Source organism: Hallella colorans (assembly GCF_003096815.1).
GTDB lineage: Bacteria > Bacteroidota > Bacteroidia > Bacteroidales > Bacteroidaceae > Prevotella > Prevotella colorans.
The window spans coordinates 1-15,792 of sequence record NZ_QENY01000013.1 but is presented as its reverse complement, the minus strand read 5'-3'; the positions used below and the strand labels follow the sequence as shown (position 1 = coordinate 15,792).

Genomic DNA, 15,792 nt, shown 5'->3' with positions numbered 1-15,792 from the left:
CGGGCCCTACACCCCTCAAATCCATATTCCCATGTATAGATTGAAACTTTTTTTGTGTTGCCTATTCTGCATCTGCGCCACCCTCTATGGGCAAGCGCAGACAAAGTGGAACAACCAATACCAAATATATTTCGACCAATACAAAGACATGGCTATCGAGCAGATGTTGCGCCACCGCATACCCGCCAGCATCACATTGGCACAAGGCGTGTTTGAGAGCGCGGCGGGTACGAGCCTCCTAGCCACACGGGGCAACAACCATTTCGGCATTAAATGTCATGGGTGGACAGGGCGAAGCATGACCTACGATGACGACGAAATTGGAGAATGTTTCCGCGTTTACGACAATCCCAAGCAGAGCTACGAAGACCACAGCGCCTTTCTCACACGGAGCAAGAGATACGCTCGCCTCTTCTCACTTGACCTCACAGACTACAAAGGATGGGCGCACGGACTGAAAGCATGCGGCTACGCCACCAACCCACGTTACGCATACAAGCTCATTGAGATTATCGAGCTGTACAAATTGTACCTTTACGACAACGCCACCACTTACGATCACTTCATGGCCGAGCGCTCGGGAGTGGCCCAACCCGTGGACCAGAGCCATCGCTTGCACCCCATACGCATCTTCAACAAGAATTATTATATGATGGCCCGCGAGGGCGACACTTTCAAAGCCATTGGCAAAGAGATCGAACTGTCGGGCCGCAAAATCGCCAAATACAATGAGCGCAACTACCACGACGTGCTTCAAGCCGGCGAGATTGTGTACCTCAAAAAGAAACGCAAACATGCGCCCAAGGCATTCAAAAACAAGCCACATACCGTGCAACCGGGCGAAAGCATGTATTCCATAGCCCAACATTACGGCATAAGGCTGAAGAGTCTTTATAAAATGAACAAACTGCCGCCTGATTATCAAATTGAAGTGGGACGACAGTTGCGCGTGTACTAAATAACGAGCAAGAATGACACCACTATGAAAAAAACATTTTTGTCGCTCCTCGCGGCGCTTGTCACAAGCGCCACCGCCCAAGCGCAGGCTTTCGACGATTATTTCGAAGACCGTACGCTTCGCGTTGATTATATCTTCTCAGGCAGCCACGCCGACCAGCAGATTGCCGTGGACGAGCTGTTGGTTTCGCCCCATTGGTATGGCAAACGCCACCGATTGGCCAACACGCCCGTAGAGGGCAACGGACAAATCATTGTGCGCGACCATCGCTCACAGCGTGTAATCTACCGCAACGCTTTTTCCACGCTGTTCCAAGAGTGGCAGCAAGAGCCCGAGGCCTTGCACGCGCGCCGAGCGTTCGAGAATGTCTTTTTGGTGCCCATGCCCAAAGACACCGTGGACATCACCGTACAACTGCGAGACAACCGCCGCCAAGTGTGCGCCTCACAAACACACCAAGTGGTGCCCACCGACATCCTCATTCGTCCCATCGGCGAGTGCGACATCACACCGTTCGAGACGCTACAGACAGCCGCCGACACCACCCGCTGCATCCATTTAGCATTCTTGGCAGAGGGGTACAGGGCTGAGGAGATGCCCATTTTTATACAAGACGCCAAAAAGGCAATGGAAGCCATCTTCGCACACGAGCCTTTCAAGACCGCTCGCGGAGCTTTCAACGTGGTAGCCGTCAAGGCCGTCTCCGCCCAAAGCGGCGCCAGCGAGCCGGGCAAGAAACTGTGGAAGAACACCGCCCTTGGCTCACATTGGTACACCAACTACAGCGAGCGCTACCTCACCACGTCGCATTTGAAAACCATGCACCACCTGCTGGCCGGCATCCCCTATGAGCATATTCTCGTTTTGGTCAACTCAGCGCGTTATGGCGGTGGTGGCATACTCAACTCATACGTGCTCTCCACCACGCACAATAGATGGTCGGAGCCGGTCGTGGTGCACGAGTTCGGGCACAGCTTCGCCGGCCTTGCTGACGAATACGCTTACGAAGGCGATGAGATAGACATGTATCCCTTGGACGTGGAGCCGTGGGAACAAAACATCACCACCAAGGCAAACTTCAGCGGCAAATGGCAAGACCTCATCGGCCACGACCCCAAGGCGGGCTTTTTCGAGGGCGCAGGCTACAAGCTAAAAGGCGTTTACCGAGCCTATGACGATTGCCGAATGCGCACCAACGAGAACCCTGAGTTTTGTCCAGCCTGCCAAAAGGCCATCCGCGCGCTCATCGATTTTTACGTGAAATAATCGCCCATGCGCCGTCACGCCCCAATCTTGCGCCTTACCCTTTGGCTTGTAGCGGTGGCAACAATGGCGCTGGCGCCGTGCGCGAAAGCCAGCGCACAGATGTCAGACAGCGACCGTCTGGGTATGGCCTTGGATTATTTTCAGAGTGGCAAATATCACGAGGCGCGCCTACTGCTGCAAAAACTCAATGCCCATTACCGCTTGAACCCACGCTTCAAGGCATATCTCGGCGTGTGTTGCTATTACGAGTGGGATTACAAACAAGCCACCACCCTGTTAGATTCTGTCATCCCACAATTATCGGCATTCGCCCCACAAGAGCGATCCATCTATTATTTCGCCAACGCCGAGAGCCATTTTTTCTTGGAGCAATACGACCAAGCGCTGCCTCTTTACCAAACAATGCTCAGTCTTTGCAAGCCAAACGAGATGCCCGACGCCTTTTATCGCATTGGCTTCATCCATACGTATCGACATGAATGGATAGCCGCCCTCGACAATCTGCAAAGTGCCTTGGTTTATTATCGGCGGCACCGACCCGAAGAGCAAGCCCGCATAGCGCAAATAAGAAACATGATAAAGGGATGCTGCGATAAAATAAAACAAGGTCATTGACCTGTGAAGGTCGTTTTTCATCATCTTCTACATCGTTGGCCTGAGAAGAGATACAAGATGTGTAACACATTATTTTTATTAATTCCGGATGCGACATTTGCCTTATTTTTAGTAACTTTGCAACATGATATTCTATTTCTCGGGTACGGGCAATACCTTGTGGGCCGCCAAACGATTGGCCGAAGCCACCAACGAGCAGCTCGTATTTATCGCAGATCATCTTGACAACGCCCACGCTTACCAGTTGAAATCCGGCGAGCGAGTGGGATTTTGCTTTCCCGTGCACGGATGGAGGCCGCCCAAAATTGTGCGCCAGTTCATTGGCAATATCACGCTCAAAGCCGACGGCCATTATGTCTACGCGCTCTGCACGGCGGGCAACACCATTGGTGAGACCATCGACATCCTGACCCAAGACCTTGAGAAGCGTGGCCTAACACTTTCTGCCGCCTTCTCCATCGTCATGCCCGAGACTTACGTCGGCGTGCCTTTCATGGACGTTGACAACGCCAAGGACGAGCGTCGTAAACTCGAGGCGGCCGACCGCCAGCTTGACACAGCCACGCGCGCCATCGTTAACAGGCAAGAAAACAAGCAACCGTTGCACATTGGCAGGTGGCCCAAGATCAACTCAAGACTCATCGGGGGCGTATTCGTGAAATATCTTGTCACCGACAAACCGTTTCACGTGGTGCAAGACCGATGCCTCAAATGTGGCACGTGCGCCAAGGTTTGCCCAGTCAACGACATCGCGGCTGAGCCGAGCCATACGCCCACATGGCTGCACAACGGAATGTGCCTCACCTGCTTCACATGCTATCACCACTGCCCCACGCACGCCATTGAATTCGGTCGGCAGACACGACGAAAGGGACAATATTTCTTCAATCATCAACGGCATGAAGAGAATGACATGGCATGACCATCAGCATATATAACCCCAAACATCATGAAAAAATCACTACTTATACTCCTTGTCGCAATCTTTGATACGCTATGCGCACACGCGCATAAGGCATGGCCCTACCCCATGACCTTCGTGCAGAGCAATGGAACCACCATCACCGTGCAACTCCACGGCGACGACACCTTCTCGTGGTACACCGACATGAATGGCAACATCCTCGAACGCCACGGCAACGACTTCAAAAAGCTGAGCGTAGACCCCACCACTTACTTAACCCGCGCACGCCAAGCCACTCGCGCGCGAGCCATGCGCCGCGAGCCAATAGCAACATCCACGGCGATATTCCCACACACGGGTTCGCCCAAAGTGTTAGTCATATTGGCCGAATACCAGGACAAGAAGTTTGCCTTGAAAAACCCACGAGCATCGTTCGAGCAGTATTTCAACGCAACAGATGGCCATCCACGAAACCTGGGCAATGGCGAAAACCGCAACTATGGCAGTGTGAAGCAGTATTTCATGGCACAGAGCAATGGCAGGTTCTGCCCACAATTTGACATTCAAGGGCCCATCACCCTGCCTGAGAAGATGGCCTATTACGGTGGAACAGACCCTAACGGGCAAGGTGAACGACACATTCAGCTACTCAAAGATGCCTGCGCGGCCGTGGACGGAACGGTGGATTTCGCGCCATACGACCAAGACAACGATGGCAACATCGATCTTGTATACGTGGTCTACGCTGGCCAAGGTCAAAGTTCTGGCGGCGCGGTGGAGACCATGTGGCCCAAACGTTTTTTGGGGTTTAGCGACGTGAAGTTTGACGGCAAAGGGGTAAACCAAGGTGGCATCAGCAATGAGCTTTATGGCCAAAGCACCGATCAAATAAACGGCATCGGCCTCTTCTGTCATGAGTTTTCACACTGCTTGGGCTTGCCCGACTTCTATCCCACCACACTGGACGATACACACGACAACCAAGGCATGGAAGACTGGGACTTGATGGACGGAGGCGAGTATGTGGGCGGAGGTTTTTGTCCGACAGCCTACACGGCGTGGGAGCGCGAGGCCATGGGCTGGGACCATATACCCACGCTCACCGAAGCGGCGCACGTCAGGTTGGATGGCAGCGTGTCGGGGGGCACCAACGCCGTCAAAGTGGTCAATCCCAACGACGCCAACGAGTACTTCGTGTTGCAGCTTTTCGAGGACAAGGGGTGGAACAAACGCATGGCATGGTATAAAGGCAAAGACAATGTGGTGTACGACCCATCCACCAAGGGGTTATTAATCTACCACGTCAATTACGACGCCAACCTCTTTAGCCTGATGGCCAACGACGTGAACAACGAGGTAGGGAAACCGCGCATGACTGTCGTGCCGGCCGACGGTCGTCTCGTATCGTCTTACAGCATTGGCAAAAAGACCTCGGGCAACACCATCTCTCGCCTCGACTACGCCAAACAAGTGAACGGCGACATCTTTCGGGTGGATGACGAGCACGCCGACTCCACGTTCAGACAGAGCATGGATTTGCCCAACGCCAAATGGCGCGTGTCCGCCCCAGACATGCCCGTCTACAACATCACGTACAAGGACGACTGCGTGTACATAGACTATCTGAAGCATCTCAAGCCGTCCGGCATAGCCGAGCGCCATATAGACCCGTCATTAGCCAAGATGATATACACCATTGACGGCCGCCGCATGGGCACGTCGATAGAGGCGCTGCCAAAGGGCGTCTACATACGTGGCGGGAAAAAATTTGTGAAGTAACCATACGGGCACCTTCCAGAAACCGTCCACGGCGGAAAGCAACCACTCAACATTATGAAAAAGCGTGGCTCATTTTGGGGCGTCCTTAGGTTGCCCACACCACAAAATTTAAGACAGCACCTGCTTGCGTTCAAGCACTAATGGCAATGCGATTAGATAGCGATGGCAATGCAACTAATCCTTGAATATGAAGAAAAATCGATGTTTGTGTAACCTAACTGATAATGAGTGAGAAACAGAACGATTTGCATAAAAGTACTCTTTTCAAAATGAGCAGGAATATGCAGATTTAGGCAGAAGTTCAGTTACCAAACCATTACCTGATTTTGCCATAGGTAACCGCAAGTTGTAAAGCTGTTTCATTAATACCAAGTAGTGAGACTCCTTCTGTGGTTGCAAAGCAAATTCTAGAAAGATATTCTATTGAATATTTCATTCTAAAGAATTTACGTACCATCGCAAGACATGTGATACCACACTCCATCGAATCATGTTGCCTAATCAAAGGGAAACTACCCATTACATTCTTTTTTTTTCTTCTCTATTAGAATGCGTCTTATAGTGTTGGCTTGCTCGTTTTAATCCAGCCGAGAAACTAAACGTTACGCTAACAAAGAACTTTCGTGAAACAGAATTAAAGTCTGAAAGGTGTTCAAAATTACCATTTTTGAATATTTGTTGATTCTTTCCTCTACTATTTAACAAGTCATTTACACCAAAATTAATATTTAGTTTGTCTTTCAAACAATTATAATCTCCCTCAATATCTACACCAAAGTAATCTGTCTTTTGAATAAGATAAAGTCGTTTATAATGCCTGATATAGCGTAAATTTGCCATCGCGGTAAGTTGTTTTGACAACCTGAAACGATTAATACTTGATAGAACAACGCCAAAATCATTGACACGCTTATCACTATTCTGATATATACTCTGACTTAGCTCGGCATTATTTCTACAATTCCATATGCCCCACGTAAAGGGTATTTCCAAGTATAAAGCCAACCTCTTTGAATTTCCATCATTCTTTAAGGTGTAGCGTGTTTGTTTCTCTCCAATCTGCTCGTATATCTCATTAATTTTCCTATCGATAAAAAGTGCAGATAACGAGAAAATATATCTTGATTTCAGAACGAATTGTAATGCTGCATTGTATAGCAATTCGCCTTTTAAATAAGGATTACCTTCCTTATAAGATGTTTCGGACAGATGAAAAATAAATGGATTTACCATTTGGTACGATGGACGATTTATCGATTGCGTATAGCTAAGCGACAAAGCATTTCCTTGCCCCATGTCTTTTCTTACAAAGAAAGATGGGAAGATTTTATTGTCGTTTCTACTGCTATGCAATTGAGTTTTTACCCTTTGTCGGGTATTCCATTCCGTATATTCGTTACGTAGCCCCACTTGAACATCCCAAGGTCGCGATGTGTACCTATACATTCCGTATATTGCATATTGTTGCTCAAAATAATTGAAATCGTCTCGTTGGTTAATCTCTTCTGACAACATTCCATCTAAGGTGGTATTTCCGAGGTGTAACTTACTAATATAGTCAATGCCGGCATAGACATACTTGGCACCAAAAGTAAACTGATGATGGTTAAAATACTTTGCAAAGTCTACTTGTGCACTATATATATCTACGCACTCAAATGAGGGTTGCGACTTAGATATAATGCTATCCAAACTTATGCCTAAAGTATATTTATTTTCATATTCGTACAAATCATGCTCTCTTCTTCCTGCATAATCGGCAATAATGGTTAGTTTACTACCCAGTGTATCTGTTTTCCATTCATAATTTAATGTAACATTATTGGTATTAGACTTTAATGTATATGGAGCATAACTCCTAATACTTGTTTGATAAGGACTATTGTCGGTAATAGTAGAATGAACCCAACAGTCATTGGAATAATCTTTTGCGTAATTACCAGACCATTCAACACCTAAATATTGCTTGGGAGATATATAAAAGTCAAAACCCAATTTAGCCATATAGTATAGACTTTTATCTGTACTTTCAGATATACTATTAACTGTTATATTTCGTCCATCGTCACTTTCAGCTATTTTACTTAGACTTTCCGACTGCCCTAACATCATGTTAGCATAAAGAGCAAAGTTTCCCCACGAATATGTTAATCCTGTAAATTCTGAGAATGAATTTTTACTTTTTCGTTCATATTCGCTACCTCCATAACCAGAAAGTCCATAATCATGCTTCTTCTGACGATTGATAACAAGAATTCCCATTCCTCCTTCCGCATCATACTCAGCTGTTGCTTGAGGCATTATCTCTAAACTCTTAATGTCATTGCCACGTAAAGAAGACAAATATCTTTTAAGTTGTGCACCACTTAGTTTTACCATTCTTCCATTTTCATATATCTTGATGCCATTCCCCATGATGGTAACGCCACCTTCACCATCATAACTTACACCAGGAATCAAACTCAAAATATTAGAAAGAGAACGAGCTTTTAATAATTTACTATGTTCTACACTAACTATCATTCTGTCTGCCTTACGTTGAACAAATGGTCTTTCTGCTAATACAGTTACTTCGGAAAGCTTTATTGAGTCTGACATTAAGGTATGTTTGTTCTGTGCAAAGCACGTTAGTGCACAGTGCAAAAAACAAAAAATGTAAAAATACTTTTTCATAAGCACTTTGGACAATTTACGTCAGGATAATCCCAATGTTTGGTACCATATTTTCTTACAATATCTCTATAACATACTTGTTTAGGAATTCTACATGTAATAGCCCTCAAAAGTTTACACAAAAAAAGTTATTATTAAATTCTATTTTCAAAAGTATACATAATTGTTCTTTTTTCTTGTTTTTGTCTTCATATTTATATATTTTTATCCTTATTCTTTTCATTTTTCAGCCATTTGCTTTTTTACCGTCACGAACTTGGGTACCGTTGTGAGCACCTTGTTTTCAAACATGTTCTCTTTTTTGAGCTTACCCTGTTGGTACAAGTCAAAATATTGCCTTGGCATATGGTATGCTATGGCATAGCATGGTCTTTGTGTATTCCAGTATTCCACATATTGCTCGAAAGCCCTTGCTATATCAAACTCGTTTCTCAACTTGTCGATGTGAAAGTCTGCTATCAGTTCTTCCTTTATCCATCCGTTGAGTGATTCATTGACAGGGTTGTCGGTGGCCTTGCCTGGTCTTGACATCGACCTTGTGATGTTTGCCTACCTGACCAGCTCCCCATATGCCATTGAGGCATAGACGCTTCCCCGGTCGGTATACAGGATGACTGGTTCGTGTTCCCTGCCAAGCAAGCCGATGACATCCTTCAGTCCGTCAAGGTACTGGAATCTTGATCCTCGCTTATCCGCAATTCTGAAGGTAAGGAGGAAAAAGAAACAACCGGCAATACAAACAAAAAAAGGAGACTGCAGTCTCCCAAAGGTTAATTAACTTTGTATTGTGAAATATCATCAAATAACCTCGGAGCAAAGGTCGCAATTTTTTGCCTTACTCCAAAAGAAAAAAGCGAGAAAAGAAATTGCCCGCATTGTGGGCACGAGTGAGGCTACGATCAGTCGTGAGCTTGAGAGAAACAGCACGCCATCGGTAAAGTATATCTGGGCAAAGGCGCACGATATGGCCATGCAGCGCAGAAAGAGGACAGTAACGAACGTCAGGCTCTGCGACGAATTGGTCTGGAAAATCAAGGAATATATCATCAATGACCAGTGGTCTCCAAGACAAATATCAGGATATCTGCGCAAGAAAGAGGGGATAAAGGTGTCCCGCCAATCCACCTATAACATCATCCACAATGACACAACAGGTGAGCTTGTCAAGCACACAAGGCATAAGATGAAATATAGGCATCGTACCAAGGGCAGACATCTTCCAATCATAGACAGGGTGAGTATCCATGAAAGAAGTAAGGAAGTTGACAGAAAGAGATTCGGAGATTTTGAGATGGACTTGATCGTAGACCCTGACCAGCATGCCATACTCACGCTGGTGGAGAAGTCCACTAATATGTTGCTTATGCAGAAACTGCCATTTGGGAAGCAGGCAAAGCCTCTGGCAAAGGCGTCAGAAAACTGTTGCTGCCATACAAGGAATGCCTGAAGACCATTACAACAGACAACGGACCTGAATTTGCGGCACATAAGGATATTACCAACTACTTAGGCGTGCCCGTGTACTTCGCCGATCCATATTGCTCATGGCAAAAGGGAGCTATTGAGAATACAAATAAACTAATCAGACAATATATACCGAAAAAGGATTCGTTTGAACATTACACAGACAAGAGAATTATGTCGATACAAAAGAAACTGAACGAAAGACCGAGAGAAAAATTAAACTTTTCTACACCTATGTGCGAGTTCTTCAAACACGTTTTGTAATTTTGCACTTGCTGGTTGACTCTACGCCTTGACTTGAAACGATTGATCGTTCAAATATTTTTAGGGTAAACCGTTGTTTTTCTGATTTATATATTTACTTTTGTGTTCGTATTCACCTTCTGCGATACGCAACCGATATGGCTAAGGTGAGATTTTCGATGCAGGAACATCATCTGTTCACGAAAAGAAGAATGTTTACTGCAATACGCAATTGATAATTATTCACGGTCACGAGTTTGCCCAAGCCCCCTTTGGGAAACAAGACGGACGGATGACCTCTTCTTATTATTCATTTAAACCAATCATCATGAGAAATTATCTACTTTCACTCCTCGTCGCCCTTTTGGCGGTCTCGGGTAGCCTGCCTGTGTCAGCACAAGAGGCTTATGCGGCATTAACGCCAGACGGGACACTCACTTTCTATTATGACAATCAGCGCACCATCCATCGAGATTATGGTCTCGTCTTTGATATTCCCGAACATGGAAACCATCCTGCTTGGACAGGTTATAGTACGTACGCCCCTGAAAAAATCAAGCACGTTGTGTTCGACGATTCCTTTTCCGGGTACCGCCCCACCAGCACCCGCATCTGGTTCTCATATTGCATCAGTTTGCAGGACATCAAAGGCATACGAAATCTTAACACCGAAAAGGTCACCAACATGGGCAGCATGTTCTCTGACTGCTGGGTATTGACATCGCTCGACCTGAGCAACTTCAATACCGAAAACGTCACCAACATGAGTGGCATGTTCGCTGGCTGCCGGAGATTGACATCGCTCGACTTGAGCAACTTCAATACCGCAAACGTCACCGGCATGAGCTACATGTTCAATGGCTGCCAAGCATTGACATCGCTCGACCTGAGCAACTTCAATACCGAAAAGGTCACCGACATGCGCTACATGTTCGATGGCTGCGACGCATTGACAGCGCTCGACCTAAGCAACTTCAATACCCAAAACGTCACCAACATGCTCAACATGTTCTATGACTGCGAGGCATTGACATCGCTCGATGTGAGCAACTTCAATACCCAAAACGTCACCAGCATGTACCGCATGTTCTCTGGCTGCCAAGCATTGACATCGCTCAATGTGAGCAGTTTCGACACCGAAAAGGTCACCGACATGTGGTGCATGTTCTATAACTGCAAGGCATTGACATCGCTCGACCTAAGCAACTTCAACACCGAAAATGTCACCGATATGTATGGTATGTTCTCTGGATGCGAGGCATTGATATCGCTCAATGTGAGCAGTTTCGACACCGAAAAGGTCACCGACATGCGCACAATATTCTCTGATTGCAAGGCACTGACATCACTTGATGTAAGCAACTTCAACACTCAAAAAATCATCGACATGGCCGACATGTTCTCTGACTGCACTTCACTGACCACTATTTTCTGCAACAGTAACTGGAAAGTTGGTTACAAAGTTGGAGTTAATATGTTTAATAACTGTACGAAGCTGAAAGGTACCAACACTTCGTTCGACGCAAGCAAAACAGGCATTGAGATGGCTAACCCCACCACGGGTTACTTCACAAGCAAGACCACAGGTATTGACCACGTGAAGACTGCCGACCGGGCAGGCGATGGCAAAGCATACGACCTCAGCGGCCGCCGTGTGAACGAGAGCTACAAAGGCATCGTCATTAAGAACGGAAAGAAATATATTCAGAAATAGAAATTCTATCCCAACCTAACGCAACACTCCACTCCACCCTCCTATAGGAGAACGGAGTGGAGTGTTTTCGAATGGTTACAAACAACGACTGAAGATAAATTCCGGAAGCATCACACCATTTCCCGGATATATTTCGGAGCGTGATAAATCACGCCCCTACGGGTGACACCGATTATCTTTAATTCAGTAGGGGGTAAGTAAATTCTTCTAAGAGACAATCATCGTAGGGGGAAAATGCGAAGGGTGTCGTCAGTCTGGTTCTCTCGAAAGCTTTGAGTTCCTCACAACGGGAGATGTATGGGGCGATGCGCTCGGCATTGTCGTGTGCAAATTCCGCGAGTCGCATCATGGCTCGGTATTGTCGCGAAGCAGGATGCACGGAAGGGTTGCTAAGGTCGTGATATACCCCGATGGTGCCGTCCCACCCTTTCTCATACCACGAATCCTGCGGGATAAAAGCCAGGGCGTAAAGGCTTTTCTGCTTCAACGAGAAGTCTGTCGAGCGCGCACTCTCTTCCAACAGGTTGATGGCATGGCCCACGAAGTCCATGTTGCCGGTCTTAGTGCTGTCTTGCGCAGAGCTGAGACCATACTGCGTGAGCCACCAGCAGTCGCCCAAATAACTGGCCTGATAATAGAGCGAGGCCAGTTCGTAGGCCTTTTCGAGACGCTGCTCCGATGGCCGCATGTTGCGATAGAGGTGCTGCGCAGCAAGAATACGACGGCAAAACTCTACTTTCCGGTTTGTGGTAAGCAGGGGCATGTAACCCTCAAACTCGTCCCCCACTTTCTGTTTGGTCAGCCATCGCTCCGTCTCATAGCTGCGATGACGGACATAAGGCACGATGTTCTGGGTATTCAGAAAGGCCATACTCACCTTTTCAAGATAGGGAATAGCCTCGGCAAACATCCCTCGTGCCATGAGTTTGGTGCCGATCAGGTCGTTGTAATAATCGGCAGCGCGATAGCATTTACCCCACACATAGCGTTGCAAAGCATCCTTGGGCTTCTTGCTGAGAAAACGCGCGTAATGCTTGAGCTGCTCCACATTAACGCTGTCGAGAGCCTCGAAATACTCGCCCCAATAGTCTGAGTTCCATGGCTTGTCGGCAGCTTTAAAGTCGGGATGCCGCCAGTTGGGCATACCCACAATGCGATTGAACTCGTTATCCATCATGCAGAGCATCGCCATGGCCATCGTGCGGTCGCCCGATTTGAAATAGCGGGGCACCAATCCGTTGTACACGATGCGTTCTTTCACGTCACGATAATGGTCGTCGGTCAGCACACTGTCGGTTATATCCTGCTTCGACTTGGCATCGAGCCACTGCAATTCGGCCGCCAACCATTGGCGATACTTCCTTTTCATCGGCTCCACAAACACCGAGTTGGCCGCGAAGATGGCGCGCGCATTGTCCTTCATGCGCGGCGTTCCGTTGAGGGTGAGCGCTTTGGCGAGGTCGATTTTAGCCCGTTGATAGTCGCCCATTTGGTGCTCCAGACAACCTATGGCCGACATCCAGAGGCAGGGCGTACGGCTCTTTCCACTGGCCACCACCCTACGGGCAAAATCGATAAACTGCCGAGCTTCGGGTTTATAGATGGGCTGTGCACCTATCTCCCTAATCCAGTTCACCTTGTCGGAATCCTCTGGATAAACTTCTTTCGAGAGCCATTCGTTGGCATAGACATCCTGCGTTTCCTGCAAGTTGTTCACAAAGTCCTGCACAAGATAGAGCAACGTGGGCGAATTGGGATTTTCGACAAACACCTTGCTGATACCGGCAAGGTTGCGATAGTTGCGCACGCTGTATTGCAAACTTGCGAAGTCTTCCTGCGCAGCATAGATTTCCACTGCCTCACGACGTTGCCCAAGGCGCAAGAGACAACCCGCATAGAGGTTTTGCATCAGGTCTCGGTAGACGCTTTGTGGCAGTTTTTGTCCTTGCCGCGTCCAACAGTTCATGGTCTCGCGATATTGTTTCAGGGCGAAATGCGTGCGCATCACCATCAGCATATATTGCGCTCGAAACCTTTTTCCCTTGTATTTTCGGGCCTCAGCCTGAAGTTCTCGCATGGTGGCCTGGCTCTGGGCAATTTTCTCCTTCGACGGATATTCCCAAGCGTCGTAAAAGACAGAGGCATCGATGTAGGAATTGAGCAACCTCAGGTAGGCCATCATCTCGGTGTCTCCCCTGCGCTTGGCCACATCCATTACCACCTCCCGGCTCCACCGATAGGAAGAAAAACGGGGATCGTTGCCGACATATTTGTTCCAAAACACCTCGGTCTCGGTTCCGAAACGATCTCCCATCAAGCTGCGATGAAACACGCTGAAAAGGTAATAGTTGTGGGTAGGCCCCTCAAATGCGCATGCCATCGCGCCGAGACAGGGCATCAGAGACAGAATCAGGGTAACTAATCCTGTCCGAAAATTAATGCTACTGATAGATATTTTCATAGTCGTTGGGAGTAAAACGGTTGATATTCTTATTGTTGAGATGATAGAGTATCACCTCGCTGTTGGCCTCCGGGCGCAGACTGTCCACAGCCCGCCGGGCAGCCATGATGTCATCAAGTTCAGGCTGGCGCGTGGCTACGCTGTCGCCCTGCAACACGGGAAAATCGTCATCACCATGCATAATACCCACATATTTGCCATCGCGGAACAACACACGCCACGTGAATAGCGGGTAAGCGACGTTGAGCGGCAATTTGTATCGGGACAAACTGTGCAGATAAGGTCTCACGTCTTTCATGTCAAGAATGGGCTTGTGGACGGAGAGTTGGGTAAAATCGCCGGTGTTGTACATCATCAAGATGCCTTTGTCCACAGGCGGAACTTCGAGCGACAACTGATGCAGACGGATGGTAGCCGACAGTGTCAGTCCATGTTCGTGGCAGAGATCGCGCATACGTCGGAGCATACTGAAATAGCGTTTCTGCGTGCTCATGGTCCAGTCGCAGTCTATTTGGATTTCCTTGATGCCCTTGATGTCGTGCGTTTCGTTCATCTGTAGAATACGGCGAAACACTTGGTCGGCTATGTCATCAATGCTTCCCGCTTGGAAGCGATTGACGATAAACACCACTGGCACAATCTCGACACCTTGCGGCAGGGTGTCGGCAAAGGCAGTTGTGGCATTGGGCATGGGGTGCATCTCGTCGTCTGGTGTCACGTCGAAATATCTGACGTAGAGTTTTTTCACATGGTGCATGTGAAGGAAGGCACGCTCGGCAGAATCAAGTCGGAAAGTGGTGCGCCAGTAATAAATGCTGCGGGTGGCAACTTCGTTTGGTTGCCTGCCACCACAAGCTGCAAGGAGCAAAATACAAAAGAGTGATGTCCAAAGTTTAGTCATTCTCCGGAATTTTTGAATAAAATTATAAAAATATTGACTAACAACAAAAACAATGAGGACAAATATAGGCAAGGAAGGCAAAAAAAATACCATATTCGAGCCAGAACACACGAGTCGCGTTGCAGATTAAAAATCGAAGTGCAATAAAAGAGTACCCCCTTGCCGAGAGATGCAGACAACCTCTCGCTACGCTTCGAGAACGTCTGCATCTCTCGGCGAGGAAAACAACAACCAGCAATACAAATAAAAAGGGGAGACTGCAGTCTCCCAAAGGTTAATTAACTTTGTATTGTGAAATATCATCAAATAACCTCGGAGCAAAGGTCGCAATTTTTTGCCTTACTCCAAAAGAAAAAAGCGAGAAAAGAAATTGCCCGCATTGTGGGCACGAGTGAGGCTACGATCAGTCGTGAGCTTGAGAGAAACAGGACGCCATCGGTAAAGTATATCTGGACGAAGGCGCACGATATGGCCATGCAGCGCAGAAAGAGGACGGTAACGAACGCCAAACTCTCCGACGAATTGGTCTGGAGAATCAAGGAATATATCATCAATGACCAGTGGTCTCCAAGACAAATATCAGGTTATCTGCGCATGAATGAGGGGATAAAGGTGTCCCACCAATCCATCTATAACATCATCCACAATGACACATCAGGGGAACTTGCCAAGCACACAAGGCATAAGATGAAATATAGGCATCGTCCCAAGGGCAGACTTCTTCCAATCAAAGACAGGGTGAGCATCCATGAAAGAAGTAAGGAAGTTGACGGAAAGAGATTCGGAGATTTTGAGATGGACTTGATCGTAGACC

The 15,792-nt window shown here is 47.5% G+C and carries 12 protein-coding genes and 1 pseudogene; 8 read left to right on the top strand and 5 right to left on the bottom strand.

The window, feature by feature from the left end:
* Positions 1 to 31: 31 nt before the first annotated feature.
* From C7379_RS07475 to C7379_RS07455, 5 genes are all read left to right on the top strand, one after another.
* Positions 32 to 958 (top strand): glucosaminidase domain-containing protein, encoded by a 927-nt coding sequence (locus tag C7379_RS07475; protein WP_116616736.1) that lies wholly within the window; start codon positions 32 to 34, stop codon positions 956 to 958.
* 24 nt (positions 959 to 982) lie between these two features.
* Positions 983 to 2,224: a M64 family metallopeptidase gene (locus tag C7379_RS07470; RefSeq protein WP_116616735.1), complete on the top strand. Its 1,242-nt coding sequence runs from the start codon at positions 983 to 985 to the stop codon at positions 2,222 to 2,224.
* A gap of 6 nt (positions 2,225 to 2,230) precedes the next feature.
* Entirely contained in the window at positions 2,231 to 2,839 is a 609-nt protein-coding gene (locus tag C7379_RS07465; protein WP_207773406.1) for a tetratricopeptide repeat protein, read from the top strand.
* Between the two features lie 124 nt (positions 2,840 to 2,963).
* A complete protein-coding gene (locus C7379_RS07460; RefSeq protein ID WP_116616734.1) occupies positions 2,964 to 3,761 on the top strand; it encodes an EFR1 family ferrodoxin in 798 nt (265 codons plus the stop codon).
* Positions 3,762 to 3,788: 27 nt separating this feature from the next.
* The gene (locus C7379_RS07455) at positions 3,789 to 5,522 is read left to right on the top strand and encodes a M6 family metalloprotease domain-containing protein (protein ID WP_116616733.1); all 1,734 of its coding nucleotides are present in this window, start codon (positions 3,789 to 3,791) and stop codon (positions 5,520 to 5,522) included.
* 316 nt (positions 5,523 to 5,838) lie between these two features.
* Here C7379_RS07455 and C7379_RS12955 read toward each other — a convergent pair whose 3' ends face one another.
* The 3 genes from C7379_RS12955 to C7379_RS07440 form a co-directional block, all read right to left on the bottom strand.
* The gene (locus tag C7379_RS12955; protein ID WP_262500762.1) at positions 5,839 to 6,042 is read right to left on the bottom strand and encodes a cysteine peptidase family C39 domain-containing protein; all 204 of its coding nucleotides are present in this window, start codon (positions 6,040 to 6,042) and stop codon (positions 5,839 to 5,841) included.
* Entirely contained in the window at positions 6,042 to 8,120 is a 2,079-nt protein-coding gene (locus tag C7379_RS07445; protein ID WP_243406750.1) for an outer membrane beta-barrel family protein, read from the bottom strand. Before C7379_RS07445 ends, C7379_RS12955 begins: the two co-directional genes overlap by 1 nt.
* Positions 8,121 to 8,414: 294 nt before the next feature.
* Positions 8,415 to 8,726, bottom strand: coding sequence for an integrase core domain-containing protein (locus C7379_RS07440; RefSeq protein WP_116616731.1), 312 nt, complete (start codon positions 8,724 to 8,726; stop codon positions 8,415 to 8,417).
* Between the two features lie 256 nt (positions 8,727 to 8,982).
* Here C7379_RS07440 and C7379_RS07435 point away from each other — a divergent pair.
* Positions 8,983 to 9,923 (top strand): annotated as a pseudogene (locus tag C7379_RS07435) (IS30 family transposase).
* Between the two features lie 307 nt (positions 9,924 to 10,230).
* Positions 10,231 to 11,616 carry a BspA family leucine-rich repeat surface protein gene (locus C7379_RS07430; RefSeq protein WP_243406749.1) on the top strand — a complete coding sequence of 462 codons (1,386 nt, stop codon included), beginning with the start codon at positions 10,231 to 10,233 and terminating at the stop codon, positions 11,614 to 11,616.
* Between the two features lie 178 nt (positions 11,617 to 11,794).
* On the opposite strand, the gene C7379_RS07425 is transcribed toward C7379_RS07430, so the two are convergent.
* Together C7379_RS07425 and C7379_RS07420 are read right to left on the bottom strand one after the other, a co-directional pair.
* Positions 11,795 to 14,077, bottom strand: a complete 2,283-nt coding sequence (locus C7379_RS07425; RefSeq protein ID WP_165815044.1) for a hypothetical protein — start codon at positions 14,075 to 14,077, stop codon at positions 11,795 to 11,797.
* The gene (locus C7379_RS07420) at positions 14,058 to 14,978 is read right to left on the bottom strand and encodes a hypothetical protein (RefSeq protein WP_116616729.1); all 921 of its coding nucleotides are present in this window, start codon (positions 14,976 to 14,978) and stop codon (positions 14,058 to 14,060) included. The genes C7379_RS07425 and C7379_RS07420 overlap by 20 nt, the downstream gene beginning before the upstream one ends.
* 291 nt (positions 14,979 to 15,269) lie before the next feature.
* Between C7379_RS07420 and C7379_RS07415 the strand changes: the two genes are divergently transcribed.
* The coding region (locus C7379_RS07415) for an IS30 family transposase (RefSeq protein ID WP_116616728.1) at positions 15,270 to 15,792 on the top strand (523 nt) is incomplete at its 3' end.